General features: G+C 43.8%; 20 protein-coding genes. 9 read left to right on the forward strand and 11 right to left on the reverse strand.

Annotation, left to right across the window (positions count from 1 at the left end):
• Nucleotides 1–9: 9 nt before the first annotated feature.
• The gene (locus KHN79_RS03870) at nucleotides 10–1,134 is read left to right on the forward strand and encodes a flagellin (RefSeq protein ID WP_182011429.1); all 1,125 of its coding nucleotides are present in this window, start codon (nucleotides 10–12) and stop codon (nucleotides 1,132–1,134) included.
• 77 nt (nucleotides 1,135–1,211) lie between these two features.
• On the opposite strand, the gene crr is transcribed toward KHN79_RS03870, so the two are convergent.
• From crr to cysZ, 5 genes are all read right to left on the reverse strand, one after another.
• Entirely contained in the window at nucleotides 1,212–1,721 is a 510-nt protein-coding gene (crr, locus tag KHN79_RS03875) for a PTS glucose transporter subunit IIA (protein WP_182011428.1), read from the reverse strand.
• 121 nt (nucleotides 1,722–1,842) lie between these two features.
• Nucleotides 1,843–3,567 carry a phosphoenolpyruvate-protein phosphotransferase PtsI gene (gene ptsI / locus KHN79_RS03880; RefSeq protein ID WP_182011427.1) on the reverse strand — a complete coding sequence of 575 codons (1,725 nt, stop codon included), beginning with the start codon at nucleotides 3,565–3,567 and terminating at the stop codon, nucleotides 1,843–1,845.
• Between the two features lie 141 nt (nucleotides 3,568–3,708).
• Nucleotides 3,709–3,966 carry an HPr family phosphocarrier protein gene (locus tag KHN79_RS03885; protein ID WP_005382043.1) on the reverse strand — a complete coding sequence of 86 codons (258 nt, stop codon included), beginning with the start codon at nucleotides 3,964–3,966 and terminating at the stop codon, nucleotides 3,709–3,711.
• 297 nt (nucleotides 3,967–4,263) lie between these two features.
• The gene (cysK, locus tag KHN79_RS03890; RefSeq protein WP_182011426.1) at nucleotides 4,264–5,232 is read right to left on the reverse strand and encodes a cysteine synthase A; all 969 of its coding nucleotides are present in this window, start codon (nucleotides 5,230–5,232) and stop codon (nucleotides 4,264–4,266) included.
• Between the two features lie 163 nt (nucleotides 5,233–5,395).
• Nucleotides 5,396–6,139, reverse strand: coding sequence for a sulfate transporter CysZ (gene cysZ, locus KHN79_RS03895; RefSeq protein ID WP_182011425.1), 744 nt, complete (start codon nucleotides 6,137–6,139; stop codon nucleotides 5,396–5,398).
• A gap of 251 nt (nucleotides 6,140–6,390) precedes the next feature.
• Here cysZ and zipA point away from each other — a divergent pair, with 251 nt between their 5' ends.
• From zipA to KHN79_RS03915, 4 genes are all read left to right on the forward strand, one after another.
• The gene (gene zipA / locus KHN79_RS03900) at nucleotides 6,391–7,335 is read left to right on the forward strand and encodes a cell division protein ZipA (RefSeq protein ID WP_182011424.1); all 945 of its coding nucleotides are present in this window, start codon (nucleotides 6,391–6,393) and stop codon (nucleotides 7,333–7,335) included.
• A gap of 88 nt (nucleotides 7,336–7,423) precedes the next feature.
• Nucleotides 7,424–9,436 (forward strand): NAD-dependent DNA ligase LigA, encoded by a 2,013-nt coding sequence (gene ligA / locus KHN79_RS03905; protein WP_182011423.1) that lies wholly within the window; start codon nucleotides 7,424–7,426, stop codon nucleotides 9,434–9,436.
• A 497-nt stretch (nucleotides 9,437–9,933) separates the two neighbouring features.
• The gene (locus KHN79_RS03910; RefSeq protein WP_182011422.1) at nucleotides 9,934–11,319 is read left to right on the forward strand and encodes a multidrug transporter; all 1,386 of its coding nucleotides are present in this window, start codon (nucleotides 9,934–9,936) and stop codon (nucleotides 11,317–11,319) included.
• A 92-nt stretch (nucleotides 11,320–11,411) separates the two neighbouring features.
• A complete protein-coding gene (locus tag KHN79_RS03915) occupies nucleotides 11,412–11,774 on the forward strand; it encodes a DUF2799 domain-containing protein (RefSeq protein ID WP_182011421.1) in 363 nt (120 codons plus the stop codon).
• A gap of 93 nt (nucleotides 11,775–11,867) precedes the next feature.
• Here KHN79_RS03915 and KHN79_RS03920 read toward each other — a convergent pair whose 3' ends face one another.
• The 6 genes from KHN79_RS03920 to KHN79_RS03945 form a co-directional block, all read right to left on the reverse strand.
• Nucleotides 11,868–12,041: a hypothetical protein gene (locus tag KHN79_RS03920; protein WP_182011420.1), complete on the reverse strand. Its 174-nt coding sequence runs from the start codon at nucleotides 12,039–12,041 to the stop codon at nucleotides 11,868–11,870.
• A gap of 581 nt (nucleotides 12,042–12,622) precedes the next feature.
• Nucleotides 12,623–13,084: an NfeD family protein gene (locus KHN79_RS03925; protein ID WP_182011419.1), complete on the reverse strand. Its 462-nt coding sequence runs from the start codon at nucleotides 13,082–13,084 to the stop codon at nucleotides 12,623–12,625.
• 9 nt (nucleotides 13,085–13,093) lie between these two features.
• A complete protein-coding gene (locus KHN79_RS03930; protein ID WP_182011418.1) occupies nucleotides 13,094–14,011 on the reverse strand; it encodes an SPFH domain-containing protein in 918 nt (305 codons plus the stop codon).
• Between the two features lie 152 nt (nucleotides 14,012–14,163).
• Nucleotides 14,164–15,018, reverse strand: a complete 855-nt coding sequence (locus KHN79_RS03935) for a co-chaperone YbbN (protein ID WP_182011417.1) — start codon at nucleotides 15,016–15,018, stop codon at nucleotides 14,164–14,166.
• Between the two features lie 532 nt (nucleotides 15,019–15,550).
• Nucleotides 15,551–16,378, reverse strand: coding sequence for an SDR family oxidoreductase (locus tag KHN79_RS03940; RefSeq protein WP_182011431.1), 828 nt, complete (start codon nucleotides 16,376–16,378; stop codon nucleotides 15,551–15,553).
• A gap of 39 nt (nucleotides 16,379–16,417) precedes the next feature.
• A complete protein-coding gene (locus tag KHN79_RS03945; protein WP_182011416.1) occupies nucleotides 16,418–17,335 on the reverse strand; it encodes a TIGR01777 family oxidoreductase in 918 nt (305 codons plus the stop codon).
• A gap of 275 nt (nucleotides 17,336–17,610) precedes the next feature.
• Between KHN79_RS03945 and KHN79_RS03950 the strand changes: the two genes are divergently transcribed.
• Genes KHN79_RS03950 through KHN79_RS03965 form a run of 4 tightly spaced genes read left to right on the forward strand, consistent with a single transcriptional unit; the run spans nucleotide 17,611 to nucleotide 19,886 of the window.
• On the forward strand, nucleotides 17,611–18,345 hold the full coding sequence (locus KHN79_RS03950) for a DUF1538 domain-containing protein (RefSeq protein WP_182011415.1): 735 nt from the start codon (nucleotides 17,611–17,613) through the stop codon (nucleotides 18,343–18,345).
• Nucleotides 18,342–19,133: a DUF1538 domain-containing protein gene (locus KHN79_RS03955; protein ID WP_182011414.1), complete on the forward strand. Its 792-nt coding sequence runs from the start codon at nucleotides 18,342–18,344 to the stop codon at nucleotides 19,131–19,133. Before KHN79_RS03950 ends, KHN79_RS03955 begins: the two co-directional genes overlap by 4 nt.
• Nucleotides 19,123–19,473 (forward strand): P-II family nitrogen regulator, encoded by a 351-nt coding sequence (locus tag KHN79_RS03960; protein WP_182011413.1) that lies wholly within the window; start codon nucleotides 19,123–19,125, stop codon nucleotides 19,471–19,473. The genes KHN79_RS03955 and KHN79_RS03960 overlap by 11 nt, the downstream gene beginning before the upstream one ends.
• Nucleotides 19,470–19,886, forward strand: coding sequence for a CBS domain-containing protein (locus tag KHN79_RS03965; protein ID WP_182011412.1), 417 nt, complete (start codon nucleotides 19,470–19,472; stop codon nucleotides 19,884–19,886). The genes KHN79_RS03960 and KHN79_RS03965 overlap by 4 nt, the downstream gene beginning before the upstream one ends.
• The last annotated feature ends 29 nt before the right edge of the window (nucleotides 19,887–19,915 follow it).

Below are 19,915 nucleotides of genomic sequence, written 5' to 3' on the forward strand. Positions count from 1 at the left end.
ATTGATTCAATGATATCTATAAATACAAACGTAACCGCCCTGATGACGCAGAGGCATCTTAATCAGGCTGCAGCACGAAATGTCGACTCCCAGCGAAACCTTACCTCAGGTTACCGTATTAACTCGGCAAGTGATGATGCAGCAGGATTACAAATATCTAATACTCTCAATGTACATTCGAGAGGGTTAGATGTTGCGCTGAGAAATGCTCATGATGCAAATTCGGTTGCACAGACTGCGGAAGGGGCGCTAAAAGAAAGCACTGATGTACTGCAACGTTTACGTACTCTTGGTCTTCAGGCCGCTAATGGTAGCCTGGAACAGGGTGATCGTAACAGTATTCAGGAAGAGGTGGTTGCTCTGCAAGACGAGCTGGATCGTGTCGCGGCTACGACTACTTTTGCAGGTGAAACCCTTTTCAATGGCACTTATGGTTATAGAGGTTTCCATATTGATGCGGATGCTAACGCTATCTCGCTGACATTAAAAAATATGCAAACACACGTTCCTCAAATGGGCGGACAGCATTATTTGAGTGAGAAGCTCGATAAAAACTGGCTGGTCAATAAAGATAACCAGATACTGGAGTTTGATTATCAAGATAGTGAAGGCCATACGCAAACAAAGGAATTGCAGCTTAAGTTAGGTGACGGACTGGAAGAGGTCGCGACCTATATTAATGCTCAGCAGTCAGCGTTCAGTGCTTCTGTTACACAAGAGCACCAGCTGCAATTTTTTGCATCAACTGCAGACGCACCAGAAGGCGTGAGATGGAAAGGTAATTTCGCTGATCGGATAGACTTAGGCTCTGGTGAGCTGGTAACAGTCGATGACCTTGATATGTCTACCGTCGGAGGGGCTCAGCTCTCCATAAGCGTTATAGATGCTGCCCTTCAGTACGTGGATGCGCACCGAAGTGAGATCGGAGGGTTTCAGAATCGGATTAACGGAACCATCAATAACTTAAACACGACTAACATAAGTGTCTCTGAATCAAGGGGACGAATTCGCGACACGGATTTTGCTCGAGAATCAACGGAAATGCTACGCTCACAAGTTTTGCAAGACGCTACAACGGCATTGTTAGCGCAAGCTAAACAGAGACCAAGTACGGCCATAGGGCTGCTAAACTGACCATCTATTTACTGTGATTGGAATATAAAAAAACGCTGCCAATGGCAGCGTTTTTTAGTGTCTGTTCTAAGTAAAGATTACTTAGTTACACGTAGAACTGGAGTTTCACCAACAGTTACAGAACCAGAAAGCTTGTTCAGCTCTTTGATTTCGTCCATGTTAGAGATAACAACTGGAGTCAGCGTAGATTTCGCTTTCTCTTCCAGAAGAGCTAGATCGAATTCAATGATAGTGTCGCCAGCTTTAACCGATTGACCTTCTTCAGCGATACGCGTGAAGCCTTCGCCTTTAAGTTCCACTGTATCGATACCGAAGTGAACGAAAAGCTCAACGCCGTCGTCAGATTCGATAGAGAAAGCGTGGTTAGTTTCAAAGATCTTACCGATAGTGCCGTTTACAGGAGCTACCATCTTGTTGCCTGCTGGCTTGATAGCAATACCGTCACCAACGATCTTCTCTGCGAAAACAACATCTGGCACGTCTTCGATATTTACGATTTCACCAGAAAGCGGTGCGATAATTTCGATTGCACCAGCGTCCGCGCTGTCATCAGATACAAGCTTCTTAAGTTTGTCAAACAGACCCATTGTGTCATGCTCCTAAGGTTTAGTTTTATTCTTTGGAATAATAGTATACCAATATAGCTCATTAGACGACTTTTTTCGCCGTCTAACAGCCATTAAGTATTGAATTACTTGGTACTACGTATTATTCAGCTTTCTCTGCAATGAACTTTTCTACTACAGCTTCAATCTCAGCTGCTGTCGGTAGAGAAAGTGCCTCTTCAGCCATCGCTTTCACTTCTGCGAAGCTTGAGTTACGGATAACTTTCTTCACTTTAGGGATAGAGATACCGCTCATCGAGAACTCATCCAGACCCATACCCAGAAGCAGAAGTGTTGCACGCTCATCGCCTGCAAGCTCACCACACATACCAGTCCATTTACCCTCTGCGTGAGAAGCATCAATAACTTGCTTAATCACAGTCAGTACAGCTGGTGATAGCGGGTTGTAAAGATGAGAAATCATTTCGTTACCACGGTCAACGGCCAGTGTGTACTGAGTTAGGTCGTTAGTACCGATAGAGAAGAATGACACTTCTTTTGCCAGGTGGTGCGCAATTGCAGCAGCTGCTGGAGTTTCAACCATAACACCGATTTCGATCTCTTCGTCGAATGCATGGCCTTCAGCGCGTAGCTCAGCTTTGTACTCTTCGATTGCTGCTTTAAGCTCACGGATTTCTTCTACAGAGATGATCATCGGGAACATGATACGTAGTTTACCGTGTGCTGATGCGCGAAGGATGCCGCGTAGCTGGTCACGAAGAATTTCACGACGATCCAAGCTGATACGTACCGCGCGCCAGCCCAGGAACGGGTTCATCTCTTGAGGTAGATCCATGTATGGTAGATCTTTATCGCCGCCGATATCCATAGTACGGATAATCACAGCTTGACCGTTCATTGCTTCAGCAACTTCTTTGTACGCTTGGTACTGCTCATCTTCAGTTGGTAGCGCAGTACGATCCATAAACAGGAACTCTGTACGGTACAGACCAACGCCTTCACCGCCGTTACGGATGATACCGTCACAGTCTTTTACAGTACCGATGTTACCGCAAACTTCTACGCGGTGACCGTCAGTGGTCTCTGCGTGCAGATCTTTCAGTTTCGCTAGCTCTTCTTTTTCAGCCAGGAATGCTGCTTTAACAGCTTTTGCTTCCTCTAGTTCTGCTTCAGATGGGTTAACAACAATCTTGTTGTTCATCGCGTCAAGAATCAGCATGTCGCCATTCTTAACTTTCTTAGTGATGTTGTTAGTACCAACGATAGCCGGAAGTTCAAGAGAACGTGCCATGATTGACGTGTGAGAAGTACGGCCGCCGATATCACATGCGAAACCAAGAACGTAGTCCAAGTTGATTTGCGCTGTTTCAGATGGCGTTAGGTCGTATGCTACCAGGATCACTTCTTCGTTGATGTCGCTTAGCGAAACAATGTTGATACCTAGTGCGTTTTTTACGAAACGAGAACCAATGTCACGAATGTCAGTAGCACGCTCTTTTAGGTACTCATCGTCTAGAGATTCAAGTGCTGTTGCTTGCTCTTCGATAACTGAGTGGATAGCGTGATCCGCTGTCATCTTGTCGTTTTTGATAAGCGCTAGGATCTCTTCTTCTAGCTCTTCATCTTCAAGAAGCATGATATGACCTTCAAAGATCGCTTCTTTCTCTTCACCAAACGTTTCAAGTGCTTTTTGCTTAATAATTTCTAGCTGAGCGGAAGATTTATCACGAGCGTCAAAGAAACGCTGAACTTCAGCTTCTACTTGATTATCAGAAATAGTGTTTGTGTTTAGGACAATTTCATCTTCTTGAAGTAGTAGTGCTTTACCGATTGCAATACCAGGAGATGCTAGGATGCCTGAAATCATAGCCTTACCTTAAGTTTGGTCAACTTTATAAAACGGGAGAAAAATGGGTGTGCTAACGAATTAGTTTTAGCTTAATTTTGAGCCTATTTCCAACAAAGCCATTTTGTTTTCACAAAATGGCTTTTGGAGTAGGAGACCTGATTAGTGTAGTTGGTCCATCAGAGCAACTAGGTGGTCAACTGCTTGCTGAGCTTGAGGGCCTTCAGCAGAGATAGTTACTTGAGTACCTTTAACCAGACCTAGTGTTTGTAGTTTGAATAGGCTCTTAGCGCTAGCGCTTTTACCATTAGAAGTCACAGTGATGTCTGCGTCGAATGCTTTTGCTTCTTTAACAAACTGTGCAGCTGGACGAGTGTGAAGACCGTTTTCTGCTGTGATTTCTACTTGCTTCTCGTACATGTGATATACCCCAATAAATGTATTTTTTTGTTAGTAGTGACTAGATTTAGCTTAACTGCTTTATATCTAGTGCGCTAGCACGGGAGATTTCAAAGCGTGTCAATACTGATACTAGTCAAAAGTTTTGTAACTACGCAATTGTTTGCGTGCGTAATCACTTTGAAACTTTTTTGTGTTCTGCTTCTTTATTTTGAAGCTAGAAATAAAACACCCTGATATTACCAAAGGTGGGGAAGGGATCAACAAAAAAGCCCCTGAGTGGGGCTTTTTTAAACGAAAAATTGATTTGGACCAGTTTTACTGTTGGTTCTCTTTTTCGGTAAAGATACCGGCAAATAGTGCAGTACTCAGGTAACGTTCGCCAGAGCTTGGTAGGATTGTTACGATAGTTTTTCCTTCAAATTCAGGAAGTTCTGCAATACGGTTTGCTGCAACTACTGCTGCGCCAGAAGAGATACCAGCAAGGATTCCTTCCTCTTCCATTAGGCGACGAGCCATCTCAATTGCTTCTTCAGAAGTAACTTGCTCAACACGGTCTACAAGTTCCAAATCTAGGTTGCCAGGGATGAAGCCTGCACCGATACCTTGGATTTTGTGTGGCGCTGGTTGGATTTCTTCGCCTGCTAGTGCTTGGGTAATAACTGGTGATTCTGTCGGCTCTACAGCAACAGAAGTGATCGCTTTACCTTTTTCGCCTTTAATGTAACGGCTTGTACCAGTGATAGTACCACCCGTACCAACACCAGCGACAAGCACGTCGATTGCGCCGTCAGTTGCTTCCCAAATTTCAGGACCAGTTGTCTTCTCGTGAATTTCCGGGTTAGCAGGGTTGTTGAACTGTTGTAGAAGTAGGTATTTTTCAGGATTGCTCGCGACGATTTCTTCCGCTTTAGCAATTGCGCCTTTCATGCCTTTTGCCGCTTCAGTCAGTTCTAGGTTTGCACCTAATGCTTTAAGAAGCTTACGGCGTTCAAGGCTCATAGATTCAGGCATAGTAAGAGTTAGTTTGTAACCGCGAGCGGCTGCTACGAAAGCTAATGCGATACCTGTGTTACCACTGGTTGGTTCTACTAGTTCTACGCCAGGCTTAAGTTTGCCTGATTTTTCTGCATCCCAAATCATGTTTGCACCGATACGGCACTTAACGCTGAAGCTTGGGTTACGCGCTTCGATTTTTGCCAGAACGTTACCTTTGCTCACTTTGTTTAAGCGAACCAGGGGAGTGTTACCAATGGTAAGAGAGTTATCTTCGTAGATCTTGCTCATAGTGATGTTCCTTCATTACACGTTGTGTGAATATATTGAGAAGAATATTAGGTATAAAAAAAAGGAAAAGGATTAAAAAGTTATATCTTATTAGCTTGTCTTAACTTCCTGCAAAGGAAAGGGAAAACCAGCTGCCTTTCCTTTGCTTCTGACCAAGAATAGTTTATCCCTGATGCTTAAACTCTGTGACCCACATTGCAGTGGCACCGCATATTGCAACGGGCATTACAATGAGGTTCAGAATTGGGATGGTAGTAAATACAGAAACCAACATACCAAATCCGTATGCTTTCCCCTGTTTTTGTTTCAATTTGTAACGCATATCGTTGAACGGGATTTTGTGGTTATCGAATGGGTAGTCACAGTACTGGATAGCCAAAATCCAGGCAGTAAAGAAAAACCATAGAAATGGCCCTACTGTCTGCCCTAGTGCCGGGATAAGTAGCAGTAGGAATAAACCTATTGCTTTAGGTAGGATGTAAAGCAGTTTTCTCCACTCGCGAGCCAAGACTCGCGGTACATCTTTAATCACGGCGGAAAAACCGTCATCATTGAGTTTTTGCCCTGTCAGGTTCTCTTCTACTTTTTCAGCCAGAAGACCATTAAATGGTGCGGCGATAAAGTTCGCTAGTGTGCTGAAGAAATAAGAGAAGGTCGCAAGTATTGTCAATGCGAGTAGAGGCCAAAGTATGTAAGTAAGCCAAGATAAAAACTGTGGCAGTTGACCAATCCAGCCTTCGATCCACCCATTTAGGTGGGAAAATAGATAGAAAATTGCACTACCAACAATAAGGACGTTTGTAAGCAAAGGTAATATAACAAAGCGTCTGATCTTCGGTGATAGCGCTAGCTTTATTCCATAGAAGAAATAACCGAATCCGGTTCTTGGCTGATTATTTAACGTCATATCCATTTCGCGTTGAGAAAATGAGAACTTATTGTACCTGTCGCTACTTTTCTTTCAATGCCTTAACAAATGCTCTTTCGTAAAGTGGATTCGTGGCAAGAATCACAACAAAAAAGTGAACTTCTTGCATTAAGTTGTTCTAAACCTCCATATAGTTTTGGTAAAGTAAACCTATCATTCAGAATTATTACACTTGGATTGCTGCTCATGGAACTTCGAGTAGCGCAAACAAGTAAAATTGAGAGTAAATAATGCAGGAATTGCGATTCGTACTCATTGTTGTTGGCGTATTAGCCATCGCGGCGTTGCTGTTTCATGGTCTTTGGAGCAGCAAAAAAGAAGGCAAAGCAAAATTTGGCAATAAGCCACTTGGCAAACTGGACGTTGACCAGGGGGAAGCAGACTTAGTCGAACAAGAGCGTAATTTTGCATCTGATCCACAAGATGATTTTGAAATCATTCGTAAAGATCGCAAAGAGCCTGACTTTGGGGTGGATAATACGTTTGACACTAAGATAGACTCAGATCCTTTGCTAGGCGGTATTCCGGAAGAGAAACCGTTCAAGGACGAGCCAGAAGAGCTCCTAGAATTTGTAGCAGAGATGAGCCCTGATGATAAGGTCGTCGCTCAAGAACCTGTAATACAGGACTTTCAGCCGAGCATAGATGAAGCGGCACCATCAGAAGTTGAAACGTCAGCTCAGGAGCTGAATGTGGCTGAAGAGTCTGATACTGCAATTCTTCAGGAGGATCCTAAGCCAGAAGCTGAGGAACCAGAAATGCAAGTGATTGTACTTAACGTGCATTGTGCTGGTGAAGAGCCTTTCGTTGGTACACAGCTGTTTGATAGTATGCAGCAAAATGGTCTTATATACGGCGAGATGAATATTTTCCACCGCCACGTTGATCTTTCCGGTAACGATAAAGTGCTGTTCAGTGTTGCTAACATGATGCAGCCAGGTACGCTGGAACACAGTGACCCCGCAGATTTCACAACAAAAGGAATCTCATTCTTTATGACGTTACCTTGCTTTGGTGAAGCCGAGCAGAACTTCAACTTAATGCTTCGTACAGCTCAACAGATTGCTGACGATATGGGCGGTAACGTTCTGGATGATCATAGAAATCTGATGACACCTGATCGTTTGGCCGCATATAGACGTCAAATAGTTGAGTTTAAGGCGGCGAACGCATAATCTTAACACCAAATAATTAAGGGCTCCGATTGGAGCCTTTTTTCTTCGATTCCAAACCTCACCGATTGACATTACACGGGGCTTTAATATGTCTGAATCCGTACTTCAACGATTAGAAGAACTAAAAGAGTCGTTGCATTACCACGCTGTTCGTTACTACGTGGAAGATAACCCAGAGATTCCTGATGCTGAGTATGATCGCCTCATGCGTGAATTACTGGAAATTGAAGCTCAAAATCCAGAATTAGTCACCGTTGATTCTCCAAGTCAACGTGTTGGTGGTAAGCCGTTATCTGAATTTAGCCAGGTGACACATGAAGTACCAATGCTGTCTTTAGATAATGCATTTGACGATGGTGAGTTAGACAGCTTCCACAAGCGTGCACAAGACCGCGTAGTTGGTCAAACTATCAAGCAATACTGTTGTGAGCCAAAATTAGATGGCTTAGCGGTGAGTTTACTGTATGAAAACGGCGTTCTTGTCCAAGCTGCGACACGTGGTGACGGCACAACAGGTGAAAACATCACTGAAAACGTCCGAACTATTAATGCGATTCCGTTGAAACTGAGGGGTGATGACTGGCCGAACCGCCTTGAAGTTCGCGGTGAAGTATTCATGCCAAAAGCCGGTTTTGAAAAACTGAACGAATTAGCTCGCCAAAAAGGCGACAAAGTATTTGTTAATCCGCGTAACGCTGCCGCAGGTAGTCTTCGTCAGTTAGATTCGCGGATTACTGCTTCTCGTCCACTTAGCTTCTATGCGTACAGCGTTGGCGTTGTTCAGGGGGCAGAGTTAGCGGAGAGTCATTACGAACGTTTTCTGCAGATTAAGTCCTGGGGCCTGCCAATGTGCCCAGAGACTAAGCGTGTAGACAACTTGGCTGAAGTCAAAGCGTACTATCAAGACATACTACAGCGCCGCGATGCGTTACCGTATGAAATTGATGGGGTCGTGATCAAAGTTGATGATATTGCGATTCAGGAACGATTGGGATTTGTCGCTCGTGCTCCACGCTGGGCTATAGCCTATAAATTCCCCGCGCAGGAAGAGATAACCACGCTTAATGAAGTGGAGTTTCAGGTGGGGCGTACTGGTGCGATTACACCAGTAGCGAAGCTAGAGCCGATTTTTGTAGGTGGCGTGACAGTCAGTAACGCTACGCTGCATAACGCGGACGAAATTGAACGTCTGCAAGTGAAAGTCGGTGATCAGATCGTGATTCGCCGCGCTGGTGATGTGATACCTCAGGTGGTATCAGTCATTCGTGAACGTCGTCCAGAAAACGCACGTGATATTGTGTTCCCTTCTTTGTGCCCTGTGTGTGGTTCGCATGTGGAACGTATTGAAGGGGAAGCGGTAACTCGCTGTACTGGCGGTTTGGTTTGTCAGGCGCAGCGTAAACAGGCCTTGAAGCATTTTGTTTCCCGTAAAGCACTAGACGTGGATGGCCTTGGCGATAAAGTTATTGAACAACTCGTGGATCGCGAAATGGTGGAAACGCCAGCGGATCTGTTTAAGTTGTCCGCAGGTATTTTGACGGTATTAGAGCGTATGGGACCAAAGTCAGCGCAAAATATTGTTAATGCATTAAATAAGTCGAAGTTAACGACCTTGCCGCGCTTTCTGTATTCATTGGGTATCCGAGAAGTTGGTGAGGCGACTGCAGCTAATTTAGCGCAGCATTTCAAGTCACTTGAAATGATCCAATCGGCGACTGAAGAACAGCTAATTGAGGTACAAGATATTGGCGTCGTAGTGGCTAAACATATCACCACGTTCTTTAGCGAAGAGAAAAACCAAGCTGTCGTCCAAGACTTACTGGAACAGGGTATCCACTGGCCGGAGATTAGTGTTCCTGAGCAAGGTGCTGAGTTGCCTCTGGAGGGTAAGACAGTCGTCTTGACAGGTACACTTTCTCAACTGGGTCGCTCTGAAGCAAAAGAAGCTCTACAAGCGCTTGGTGCGAAAGTGACGGGCAGTGTTTCCAAAAAAACAGATATCTTATTTGCCGGTGAAAATGCAGGTTCCAAGTTGGCAAAAGCTCAGGATCTAGGCGTTGAAATTAAAACCGAGCAGGACTTACTCGATTTGATGAATTAAGTTTATTCCAAAGATTTTCAGTAGATATAAAGCCCCAGTAAGTAATATTCTGGGGCTTTTTCTTTATGTTGAAACAAGTCCTGCTATTTCTCATTTTTAGCTTTTCAGTGATCAAGATCTCTCCTTAATATATCTGCGCCATTTTATTTGTAACTCTGCGAGCCACTTCATGTGGAGAGGTTTGTCTTATCTTATCTTATTGATTTAATTGGATATAATTTATGATGGGTTTGTCAGTTATAAAAATCAGATCTGGATCAACAACTTATATGGAACTTTGTTGTGGCTCATATTTTTTTAGAAAAAAAATAAGTTCCATTTGGATGTTTTTAGCCGCGAAGTTAGTCTTGATGGCGTGTGATACACAGTGTGTATGCAGGAACTAAAAAAGCGGAGTTAGCAATAACGAAGCTTAACCACGAAAATACTTCTCTCCTTCGGCGGCCAACTTAAGGTGAGATTGAAAAAACAGCTATATCTATTTTAGGAGTTTTTCCATGGACAAATTTTTTAAGGTATCTGCTCTTACTGCAGCGATGATGGGGGCGGTGGTTGCTGCTCCTGCTATGGCTAATGATCCTGTAGGGCCAGATTACTCAAGCGCAGTTTCAGAGTTTTTCACTGAGTCTACTATCAGTGGTAACGTAAACTTGTTTATGCGTGCACGTGACCGTGCAGGTAAAGATGAAAACGGAAATGATACATCTAAAGTTGCTAACTTAGACCACGGTTCTATTTTTGCTAACCTTGGTTTCCACTCTGGCTACGTGGCAGACACAGTTGGTTTTGATGCAGTTATCTACTCAACATTTGATATGTGGAATAACGCTTCATTTGAACACGAGATGAACTTCTTTGACTGTAAGTCTCCTTACGGTGCTGGTAACTCATGTGATTCATACGAAACTGATAATGGTGTTTCTTTTGCTACAGCTGCTGCTAAGTTCAAGCTGGGTGAAAACTTTAACGCTAAGCTAGGTTACTTCCAGCCATCAGTTCCTAGTACTCTAGGTGTAAACTGGTCATTTGCTCCTGGTACATACCGTGGTGGTGAAATCGGTGCAAACTTTGGCGCTCTTGCTCTAGGTTTTGTTTATGCTGATCAATACAAAGCTCCATGGTTCAAAGAAACTTACGAATTCAACGAAGGTTCTTTCTGGGGTGGCGCAGGTAAAGACGTAGGCGATGTTTACTCATTTGGTGCACGTTACGCTCTAGACAACGGTATCTCTTTTGATGCAGGTTACGGCGGCCTTACTGACGGCGACCGTAAGAACTTCCATGTTAAAGTGAAAGGCACTACAGATGGCGGTTTATACTGGTCTCCACAACTATACGTAGTTGATGATGACAACCAGTTTGACAGCACGGCGTTCCAGGCTGCTCTTTTGACAAGTTTCTCATCAGGTCAGTACTCATACCGTGCGGAAGCGACTTACACATCAGCAGACTCTGATGATAAGCGTGGCCAAGTTGGTAACCTATCTTACCGTCTGACTGAGCAATACGGTGGTTCAAACGGTGCTTACGAAATCTGGTGGAACAACCGTTCTGACTTTAACCACGATGGCGAATACGCTTTCTTCCTATCAGCATCTCGTGACTTCTCTGATATCGGTGGTAACGGATTTAGTGCAGGTCTGAGCGGCGCTTACGGTGGTGGTGCTAAAGCAGAAGGTTTCGATGAGCTAGTAGAATACGGATACAGCTTCTTCGCAAACTACGCAATTCAAGGTGGTGCGCTTAAAGATGCTAACATCAGCTTCTACTACACTAACTTCTACAATGATTCAGATGCGGGAGATTGGGGTCCATACTCGAACGCATTTAACGATGAAACAGACTTTAAACTAGTTCTAACTATGCCATTTGGCGTAAAATAATTAGTGAATAAAGAGAAAGCTGGGCAATTGCTCAGCTTTTTTCGTTTCTAGATATTCGCAATATTGCTATCTCTACTTTATGGAGTGACTTTATGAATAAATTTCTAGTTATGATACTTGCATTGCTTTCGATTACAGCTTGCAGTAGCAGCCCTAAAACCGCGTCAGAATACTGGTATGGTCAAGGAGAGCGGTTTGGGGCAAATGGCTATCAATATGACAATGAGATATTAGCGACACTTAAAGAATCAGTGACTTTTGATGAGCAGGCATACGGACACGGATATGAGGCTGGTAAAGCAGAGTATTGTGATCCTTTTAAAGCATTTGAGAAAGGGATTCAAGGAGTTCGCTACAACGGCCAATGTGTTGGTCAGCCGCAAGAAATCATGATTAAAGCAGAGTGGCAAAGAGGTTGGGACGCTTTTATTGGTTCTGACTTTTATAAGTTTTAGACAACAGTGATACTAATATCAGGAACTATAGTGAAGTTTACCTGAGAAGTACCTTCCCAGATAAACTTCTTTTATGAATTGAGTTTGTCGCGATTATTTAAATACGCCACCATACATCTTACATAATTCTCTAGGTAATTGTTTAACAGTACCATCGCTGAACGTACAATCCACACCGGCACCAAATACATGTCCTGTATTTTGAGCAAAAGAAACGGGTGAAGAAAATACCAAGCAAGCAAATATTAAAGTAGCTATTCGTTTCATGGTAAACCTCTTACTTATTAATGAATTTTGGAATATACCCATATCATTAATTTCTTATTCAGATTAAATATTAAAAAGTTAACTATTAGAAGAGATAATGTGGTGATATCTTAATGGACCAGATTGATAGGGGTGTGGTTGCATTGATATTGGTTTGGTAATGTAATCAAGAAGTGATACTACTATTACTCCATGCCTTATAAGCTACGCCTTCAATTGGTATTAAGCTTGTGTTCAAACATTATCGTCTTTCATAATTCGTCTTCTTACTTACCAAAAATATAAGCATCGTACGACTATGCTTATTACCTAAGTATGTATCCAGACTAGAAAAGATCAAAAAATAATTATTAGATGTTTATTTTTTATTTAAAATTAGATGTTTTATTTGGAGTGATTGGCTTTATATCTATTTGAATTAACTATTTATAGTGATTTTTATTTTTTTATTGCTTTGAGAGGATGTTGAAAGTAGTAGCGGACTTTATTTTTAATAGGAATTTAAATAAAGACATGAAATAAAAGAAGTAGTGAACAGAAAAAGTAATGGAATGATCTCCATCCCATTATTCTTACATAAGTTAATCAGATACGGGCTCTATCACCAGAATGATACCATCAACAGCAACGATTTTTACGCGCGTACCAGCCGGAATTCCTTGCTCACATTGAGCAGACCAAGTGGTATCCGCTACATGAATACGGTTCAGTCCCACAGAGAAGTCCTGATCGATCGTGACTGTTTTGCCGATGAGCTGTTTATACTTTTGATTTAAGTCTCTGGACAGATCATCTTCTTTATCTTTCTTCCACTGCCGTCTCCACCAAAGCCAGGTCGTCGCTAAACTGAAAGTGGCAAAAGATAACCACTGCAGTTGCCAACTCATCGGTAATATCGCAAGCAACCCTCCTACTATAAGTGCAGAAAGGCCAAGCCAGAGGAAGTAACCTGCTGTCCCGAGTAACTCGACAGCAAGCAACCCAAATCCTAGCGCTAACCAGTGCCAGAATGTAATGTTGTCGAGTAAGTTAATGAAGTCCATAGGAGGTTCTTAATCTTTATTCTGGTGTTTAAACATTTCAGCAATACCAGCTACTGAGCCCATGAGACCAGTCGCTTCAAGAGGTAGCATTATTATCTTACCATTTTCCGCTTGGCCTATGCTCTTGAGAGCCTCCGTATAACCTTGTGCAATAAAGTAATTTACGGCTTGCATGTCACCTTTCGCGATTGCCTCTGAAACCATGGTGGTAGCTTGAGCTTCAGCTTGCGCTGCACGTTCCCGGGCTTCAGCATGCAGAATAGCTGACTGTTTCTCGCCTTCTGCTTTTAGTATTTGAGACTGTTTATGGCCTTCCGCCTTGAGGATTTCGGCTTGACGGACACCCTCTGCTTCAAGGATTTCGGCACGTTTGTTACGTTCCGCTTTCATTTGTGCATTCATCGCAGCCGTTAAGTCTGCTGGTGGCTGTACATCTTTGATTTCAATACGCGTGACTTTTACACCCCAAGGGTTTGTTGCCTGGTCAACAATAGCAAGCAATTTAGAGTTAATCATATCGCGTTGGCTGAGCATTTCGTCGAGTTCCATCGAGCCTAACACAGTACGAATGTTAGTAAGAGTCAGGTTTCTGATAGCATGTTGAAGATCGTTGACTTCGTAAGCTGCTTTCGCCGCATCTACAACCTGGACGAAGCAGACCGCATCTATAGTTACATTGGCGTTATCTTTACTGATCACTTCCTGTGCAGGGATATCTAACACTCGTTCCATCATGCTTATCTTATGACCAATACGGTCGATAAAAGGGATAATTAAATTTAGCCCCGGCTTGAGCGTCTTGGTATATCGGCCAAACCGTTCAACGGTCCAGTTACTTCCCTGGGGAACGGTTTTGATTGCGGATGAAAGAATAACAATGGCAAGGACGACAAAAATACCGATAGTAATCAACGGATCAACTGACATGGAATATTCCTTTATGTGCATATGTTGATTCATTTTTACTCATTTGATGTGATTACACAATGAGAAGATCTAAAAAGCGCCGGGTACTATCGAACTTGATACTATAAAGGCCGGAATACACCAGCCTTAATTAGATCCAGAAGCTATCTTATTTAATACAAGATTGAGTACAGCTGACGACGATATTTACCCGCTAGAGCATTACCTTGGCCTAATGCACTCAGGATATCCATGAAGGTTTTCTTCACCTCACCGTCTTGGGCACCTAAGTTTACTTTCAGGATATTCCAGAGCAGTTCTAATGCTTCTTCATCACGGCCAACCTGGTTGTACTGAATCGCTAACTCACACGCCAGATCCAGATTTTCTGTATTAGCCTCGTACTCTTGCTCTAGGCGCTGGAGCTCAGGGCTGTCAGCCGCTTGCAGGTGCAGCTCTAGTTTTGCTAGCAAGCCTTTGTAATAGTTATCCTGATACTCCAGAGGGATTGAGCCTAGTAACTCCTGAGCTATATCAAACTGTTTGGTCTCAAGCAGGCAGTCTGCGGTCGCCAGTTTTACGTCGCCACGAGATTGCAGCTCTGCCGGAAGTGTATGAATGATGCTCAGTGCCTCTGCATGCTGACCTTCTTGCAGAAGTTCCATGATCTGTTTAAGCAATTGTTCGTCTGGGCTTGGAAGGTGTTTTTGCAGCATGGTTGCGATGGCATCAATAGGCTGAGGTCCGCCTAATCCGTCGACTGCCTGACCGTTCACAAACAGGGCAATTGTTGGCAGAACCTGAACCCCAAACTGGGAGGCCAGGGCTGGTTGGTCTTCACAGTTAAGTAAGGCGAGGGTAAAAGCACCATTGTACTGTTGAGCCAGAGTCTGTAATTCAGGGAGTATTTGTGCGCTTTCTGGCTGAGCATTAGCCCAAAAGTGGATCAGAACGGGTGTGTTCATTGATCCTTCAAGCGTTTCACGAAAGTTATGTTCTGTTATCTCAACGATAAATGGAGATTGCATCAGAGTATCCTTGCTTTTGTTTCCGAGCTTTGATTTTAGATATGGAGTTGATTTAGTTAAAAATCAAGCGGCATAGCTAAATAGCCTGAACTAAGCGGTTAAATAGGTTTGGATTCCGATTATCAGGAAGTAGCGGGCTACGACTTTAAACCTGTTTGGGGTATATAAAGGAAAAACGCTGCTGAAGCAGCGTTATCCGATAGCAAGCGAAAGTGCTATGAAATTGGCAGACCATACACTTTAGTTATCGTGTAGGGTGAGGTATCAGAACAGGATGAACAAAGCCAACACTACACCCACACTAAGCCAGTTAAGCTGATTTAATGTCATTGTTGTCTCGCATTAGTATAAAAAACTGCTACAAAACTGTTTGGGTGGCGATACCAAATCTAACCATACCTATACAGAAATTAGTCTTCATTTCTGTAAAAGATTTGCCTAGATATTGATTCGAACAGATGAGGTTTTTCAACCTACATGCTCATAATGACATCACATTGTTACGATGAAATTACACTACAATAAAAATATTCTAAGCAGCCCGTCGCAAAATCTTATCGAGTAGTCGCGTCGGTAAAACCCTCTTCAATACAGCGAATACCTTAGTCGGTGTGGTTATGCGGTACCGGATTTTAGGTGAACCGCTGGTTAACGCGTGTAAGACAGGCTCTATACACGCCTCTGCCGGCAAAGCGAACTTGTTATTGGATTTGTCATTGTCTAAGCGTTTTTTCTGACCTTCATAGGCGACGCGGTGTGGGCTGGATTCTGCGTTAACCCACTGTTCAAACGCTTTGAGTGCATTGTGTCTGAATTGAGTCTCTATAGGTCCTGGCTCAATGATCGCAACTTTTATATTGGTGTCGGCGAGTTCAAGTCTCAGCGTATCGCTCCATCCTTCCAAAGCAAACTTTGAAGCATTATAGGCACCGCGATATTTCATAGCGGCAAAGCCAAGTACGGAACTGTTCTGAATGATGCGGCCTTCTCCCTGAGTTCGCATGTGGGGAAGTACTTCCTGCACTAGCTGGTGCCAACCGAAAAAGTTTGTCTGAAACTGCGCTTTGAGAGCTTCGGTCGGGAGATCTTCTAAGGCTCCCGGCTGGCCGTATGCTCCATTATTAAAGAGTGCATAAAGTTTCCCTTGAGCTAGCTCTATAGCTTGCTTAGCTCCGTTAGTAATACTGGTCGAGTCATTGAGATCAAGCTGTATGCAGGTTAAACCTTCTGACTGCAGTCGCTGAACATCATCTGAGTGTCGGCATGATGCGATGACATTAAAGCCCTGCTTTTTTAGTGCATGGGCACATACGTAACCAATTCCGGTCGAACAACCGGTGATAAGAATGGATTTGTTCATAAATTGAGTTAAGGATAAAGGTTCAATACGCTTTATCATTCAACAGCTTCGATCATGAAGCAAGTGCTTAAGTGCAGGCTCAATTCTTGAGTAAGTAAACTGGAAGTCCAGTTCCGTGAGTTTTTTAGGTTTGGCTCTGATGCTGTCAAACAATAGGCAGGATGACTCTCCCATGGCTGTATCCATCACCCATTTCGGGGTGAACAGTATATGGGGACGCTTAAGCGTTCTGGCCAGAGTGCGGCTAAAAATACGGTTAGTGACAGGGTGGGGGGCACATAGGTTAAAAGCGCCGTGTGCATGGGGTGTATTGAGTAAGTACATGATCGCTCTGACCATGTCGAGGATATGAATCCACGGCATGTATTGGTTACCATTTCCAAGTGGTCCGCCTAAACCTAATTTGTATGGCATTAACATTTTTGCTAATGCACCCCCGTTTGTGCCTAGGACAATTCCGGTTCGCAGCAAACACACCCTAGTATTTTCCGATTCTGCACGCTTGGCAATATGCTCCCAACGCTCACAGACCATATGAGGAAACCCATCATTTTTGACATGCAGGCATTCGTCGAAAGGATGTTCCTGCTGATCACCGTAATATCCAACTGCGGAACCACTGATAAAGACTGCCGGTGGTTTTGTGCTGGCGTGGATCAGCTCGACAATCGCCTCCGTTATTTGCCAGCGGCTCTTACAGATTTTGTCTTTTTGATTCTTTGTCCATCGTTTGTCTGCGATGGGTTCTCCGGCAAGGTTGATTATTGCATCTATATGGTTGAGGTCGGCAAGTTTATCCAGAGAGTCAAGATATTCAATATTACCAACGTCGGTGTGGTTTAGATGCTGCTTTGCTTTTTCTGGTGAACGAGTCAAGAGCACGACCTGATGGGTAGTGAGCAGTTTGAGCAATTCAGAGCCGATAAACCCGGTTCCGCCTGTCAGTAATATTTTCATGGCACCTCATGAAACGCTAAAAACATGAGCATATTATAGTCCGTTTACCTGTCACCTGATCATATTCACTCGCGCAATATCCGCGAGTTTGCCCTTAGTACAAAAATCTCGCACTCGTATCAACTTCACATATTGAAAGATTGTAACTGTTTGTTATTGATGACGCTGCTCTGCTCTCCTTTGTAACAGAAAATTTATGCCAAAATGATACTAGTTGGATATCAAACTCATCTGGCGAGTTAAGGTTACTCTGAAACGGTCACTAAGGAGGAGACATGGAAGCCTTTGTTGCTCTTTTTCGAGCTCTCCTTAATAGTGCACGCGATCTTTTACCGATTGTCGTTGTTATTACGTTCTTCCAGTTAGTCGTATTGCAAGAGCCTATGCCAAATCTTGTTTCGATTCTTTTCGGCTTATTATTCGTGGTGTTAGGGCTGACGTTTTTCATTTTTGGCCTGGAGCTCGGGCTTTTTCCGATAGGTGAAAACATGGCCCAGGCATTTGCGAAAAAGGGCAGTGTGTTCTGGTTACTGCTTTTCTCTTTTTGCTTAGGGTTTGGCACCACCATCGCCGAACCCGCGTTGACTGCGGTTGCTGATAAAGCGTCACAAGTCGCAGCAGAGGGAGGAATGATTATTAACTCGGAAGTATCGATGCAAGACTACGCGACAGGCCTCCGTGTAACCGTCGCTTTGTCTGTTGGGATAGCCATTGTTATCGGTGTACTTCGTATTCTCAAAGGCTGGCCAATCCAATACATGATCATAGGCGGGTACGTTGGTGTGGTGGTGTTAACTTGGTTTGCCCCTGAGTCTATCATTGGGATTGCGTATGATTCCGGTGGCGTCACCACATCGACCATTACAGTCCCTCTAGTTACTGCACTTGGCGTCGGACTGGCTTCGGCAATCAAAGGGCGTAACCCAATGCTGGATGGTTTCGGCCTTATAGCTTTTGCCTCACTACTGCCAATGATGTTTGTCATGATTTATGGGATGGTTGTGACATGATTTCATTTGAGCACTTTTTTAATACCCTACTTTCTACTGTTCGTGATGTTATCCCCATCGCCGCCATTATTTTCGGTTTTCAGCTTGCTGTACTCCGCCGTCCCGTGAACAACCTGAGAAAAGTGCTTTTGGGGTTTGCCTACGTCATTGTGGGGTTGTCTCTGTTTTTAGTCGGTTTAGAAATGGCGCTGTTCCCCCTTGGTGAAACCATGGCAGTACAGTTAACTACACCGGACTTTTTAAGAGAGTTCAAAGTCTCACTAGGGCAGAAGCTGGAGTGGATTGACTATTATTGGGTATACACATTTGCTTTTTTTATTGGCTTTAGCACCACGATTGCAGAGCCGTCGTTAATCGCGGTGGCGATAAAAGCCAATCAAGTATCGGGTGGCAGTATCGGTGTAACTGGTTTACGTGTAGCGGTTGCACTCGGTGTAGCGATTGGTATTGCGTTAGGCAGTTACCGGATTGTGGTCGGAGATCCGATTCACTATTACATTATTGCGGGTTATATCGTTGTGGTGGTTCAGACCTTTTATGCTCCCCAAATGATTGTTCCTCTAGCCTATGATTCAGGTGGTGTTACCACATCGACCGTAACCGTTCCGCTTGTTACTGCGTTGGGGCTAGGCCTTGCCTCGACAGTGCCCGGGAGGAATCCAATGATAGATGGCTTTGGTCTGATTGCCTTTGCCAGCTTGTTTCCGATGATATCCGTAATGGGATATGCGCAAATAACTCAGTGGCTTAATAGAGACATTTCGGAGGATGAAGAAGATGCGCTTTAAATTGATACTTGCGTTTGTTGAGGATGCCAGAACAGACAAGGTGCTTGATGCGGCTCGAGAAGCCGGTGCTACAGGAGCAACGGTGATTAACAATGCTCGTGGCGAAGGATTGAATCAGAAGACGACGTTTTTTGGTTTAACGTTAGAAGTTCAGAAAGATGTGCTGTTGTTTGTGGTAGAGGAGCATCTTTCCCGGCATATATTAGAAACCATCAGTGACGTTGGTGAGTTTGACAAAGAGTCCGGTCAGGGGATTGCAATTCAAATTGATATTGAAGATGCGGTGGGAGTGGCCCACCAGGTTGAGACATTAACCAAGGTTGTAGAGAGTGAATTATGAGTAATCAGTCGATAGTACGAGTTCGAGATGTCATGGCTGCAACTTACGTTATGGTTGATGGGCTGATGACTGTTTATGAGGGCATCACGTTAGCCAAAAAATATCAGGTAAAAGCACTGGTAGTTAAGAAACGTGATGACAATGATGAGTACGGTATTGTGCTGATGAATGACATCGCGAAGAAAGTGCTGGCAAATAATCGAGCGCCACAACGTACTAATATTTATGAAATCATGACCAAGCCAGCTTTGTGCGTCGGACCGGATATGAACGTGAAGTATTGTGCCAGGCTGTTTGAAAGATTCGGCATTAGCCGAGCTCCTGTCATCGAAGATGGTGAGGTGATCGGCATGGTCAGTTACAACAACATCGTGATTAATGGCATGGTCAGAGATTGTACCAATCAGGACTAAGTTTTTCTCAAGTCAGCGAAAGTCAACAA

The organism is Vibrio sp. B1FLJ16, assembly GCF_905175385.1.
Classification (GTDB): domain Bacteria; phylum Pseudomonadota; class Gammaproteobacteria; order Enterobacterales; family Vibrionaceae; genus Vibrio.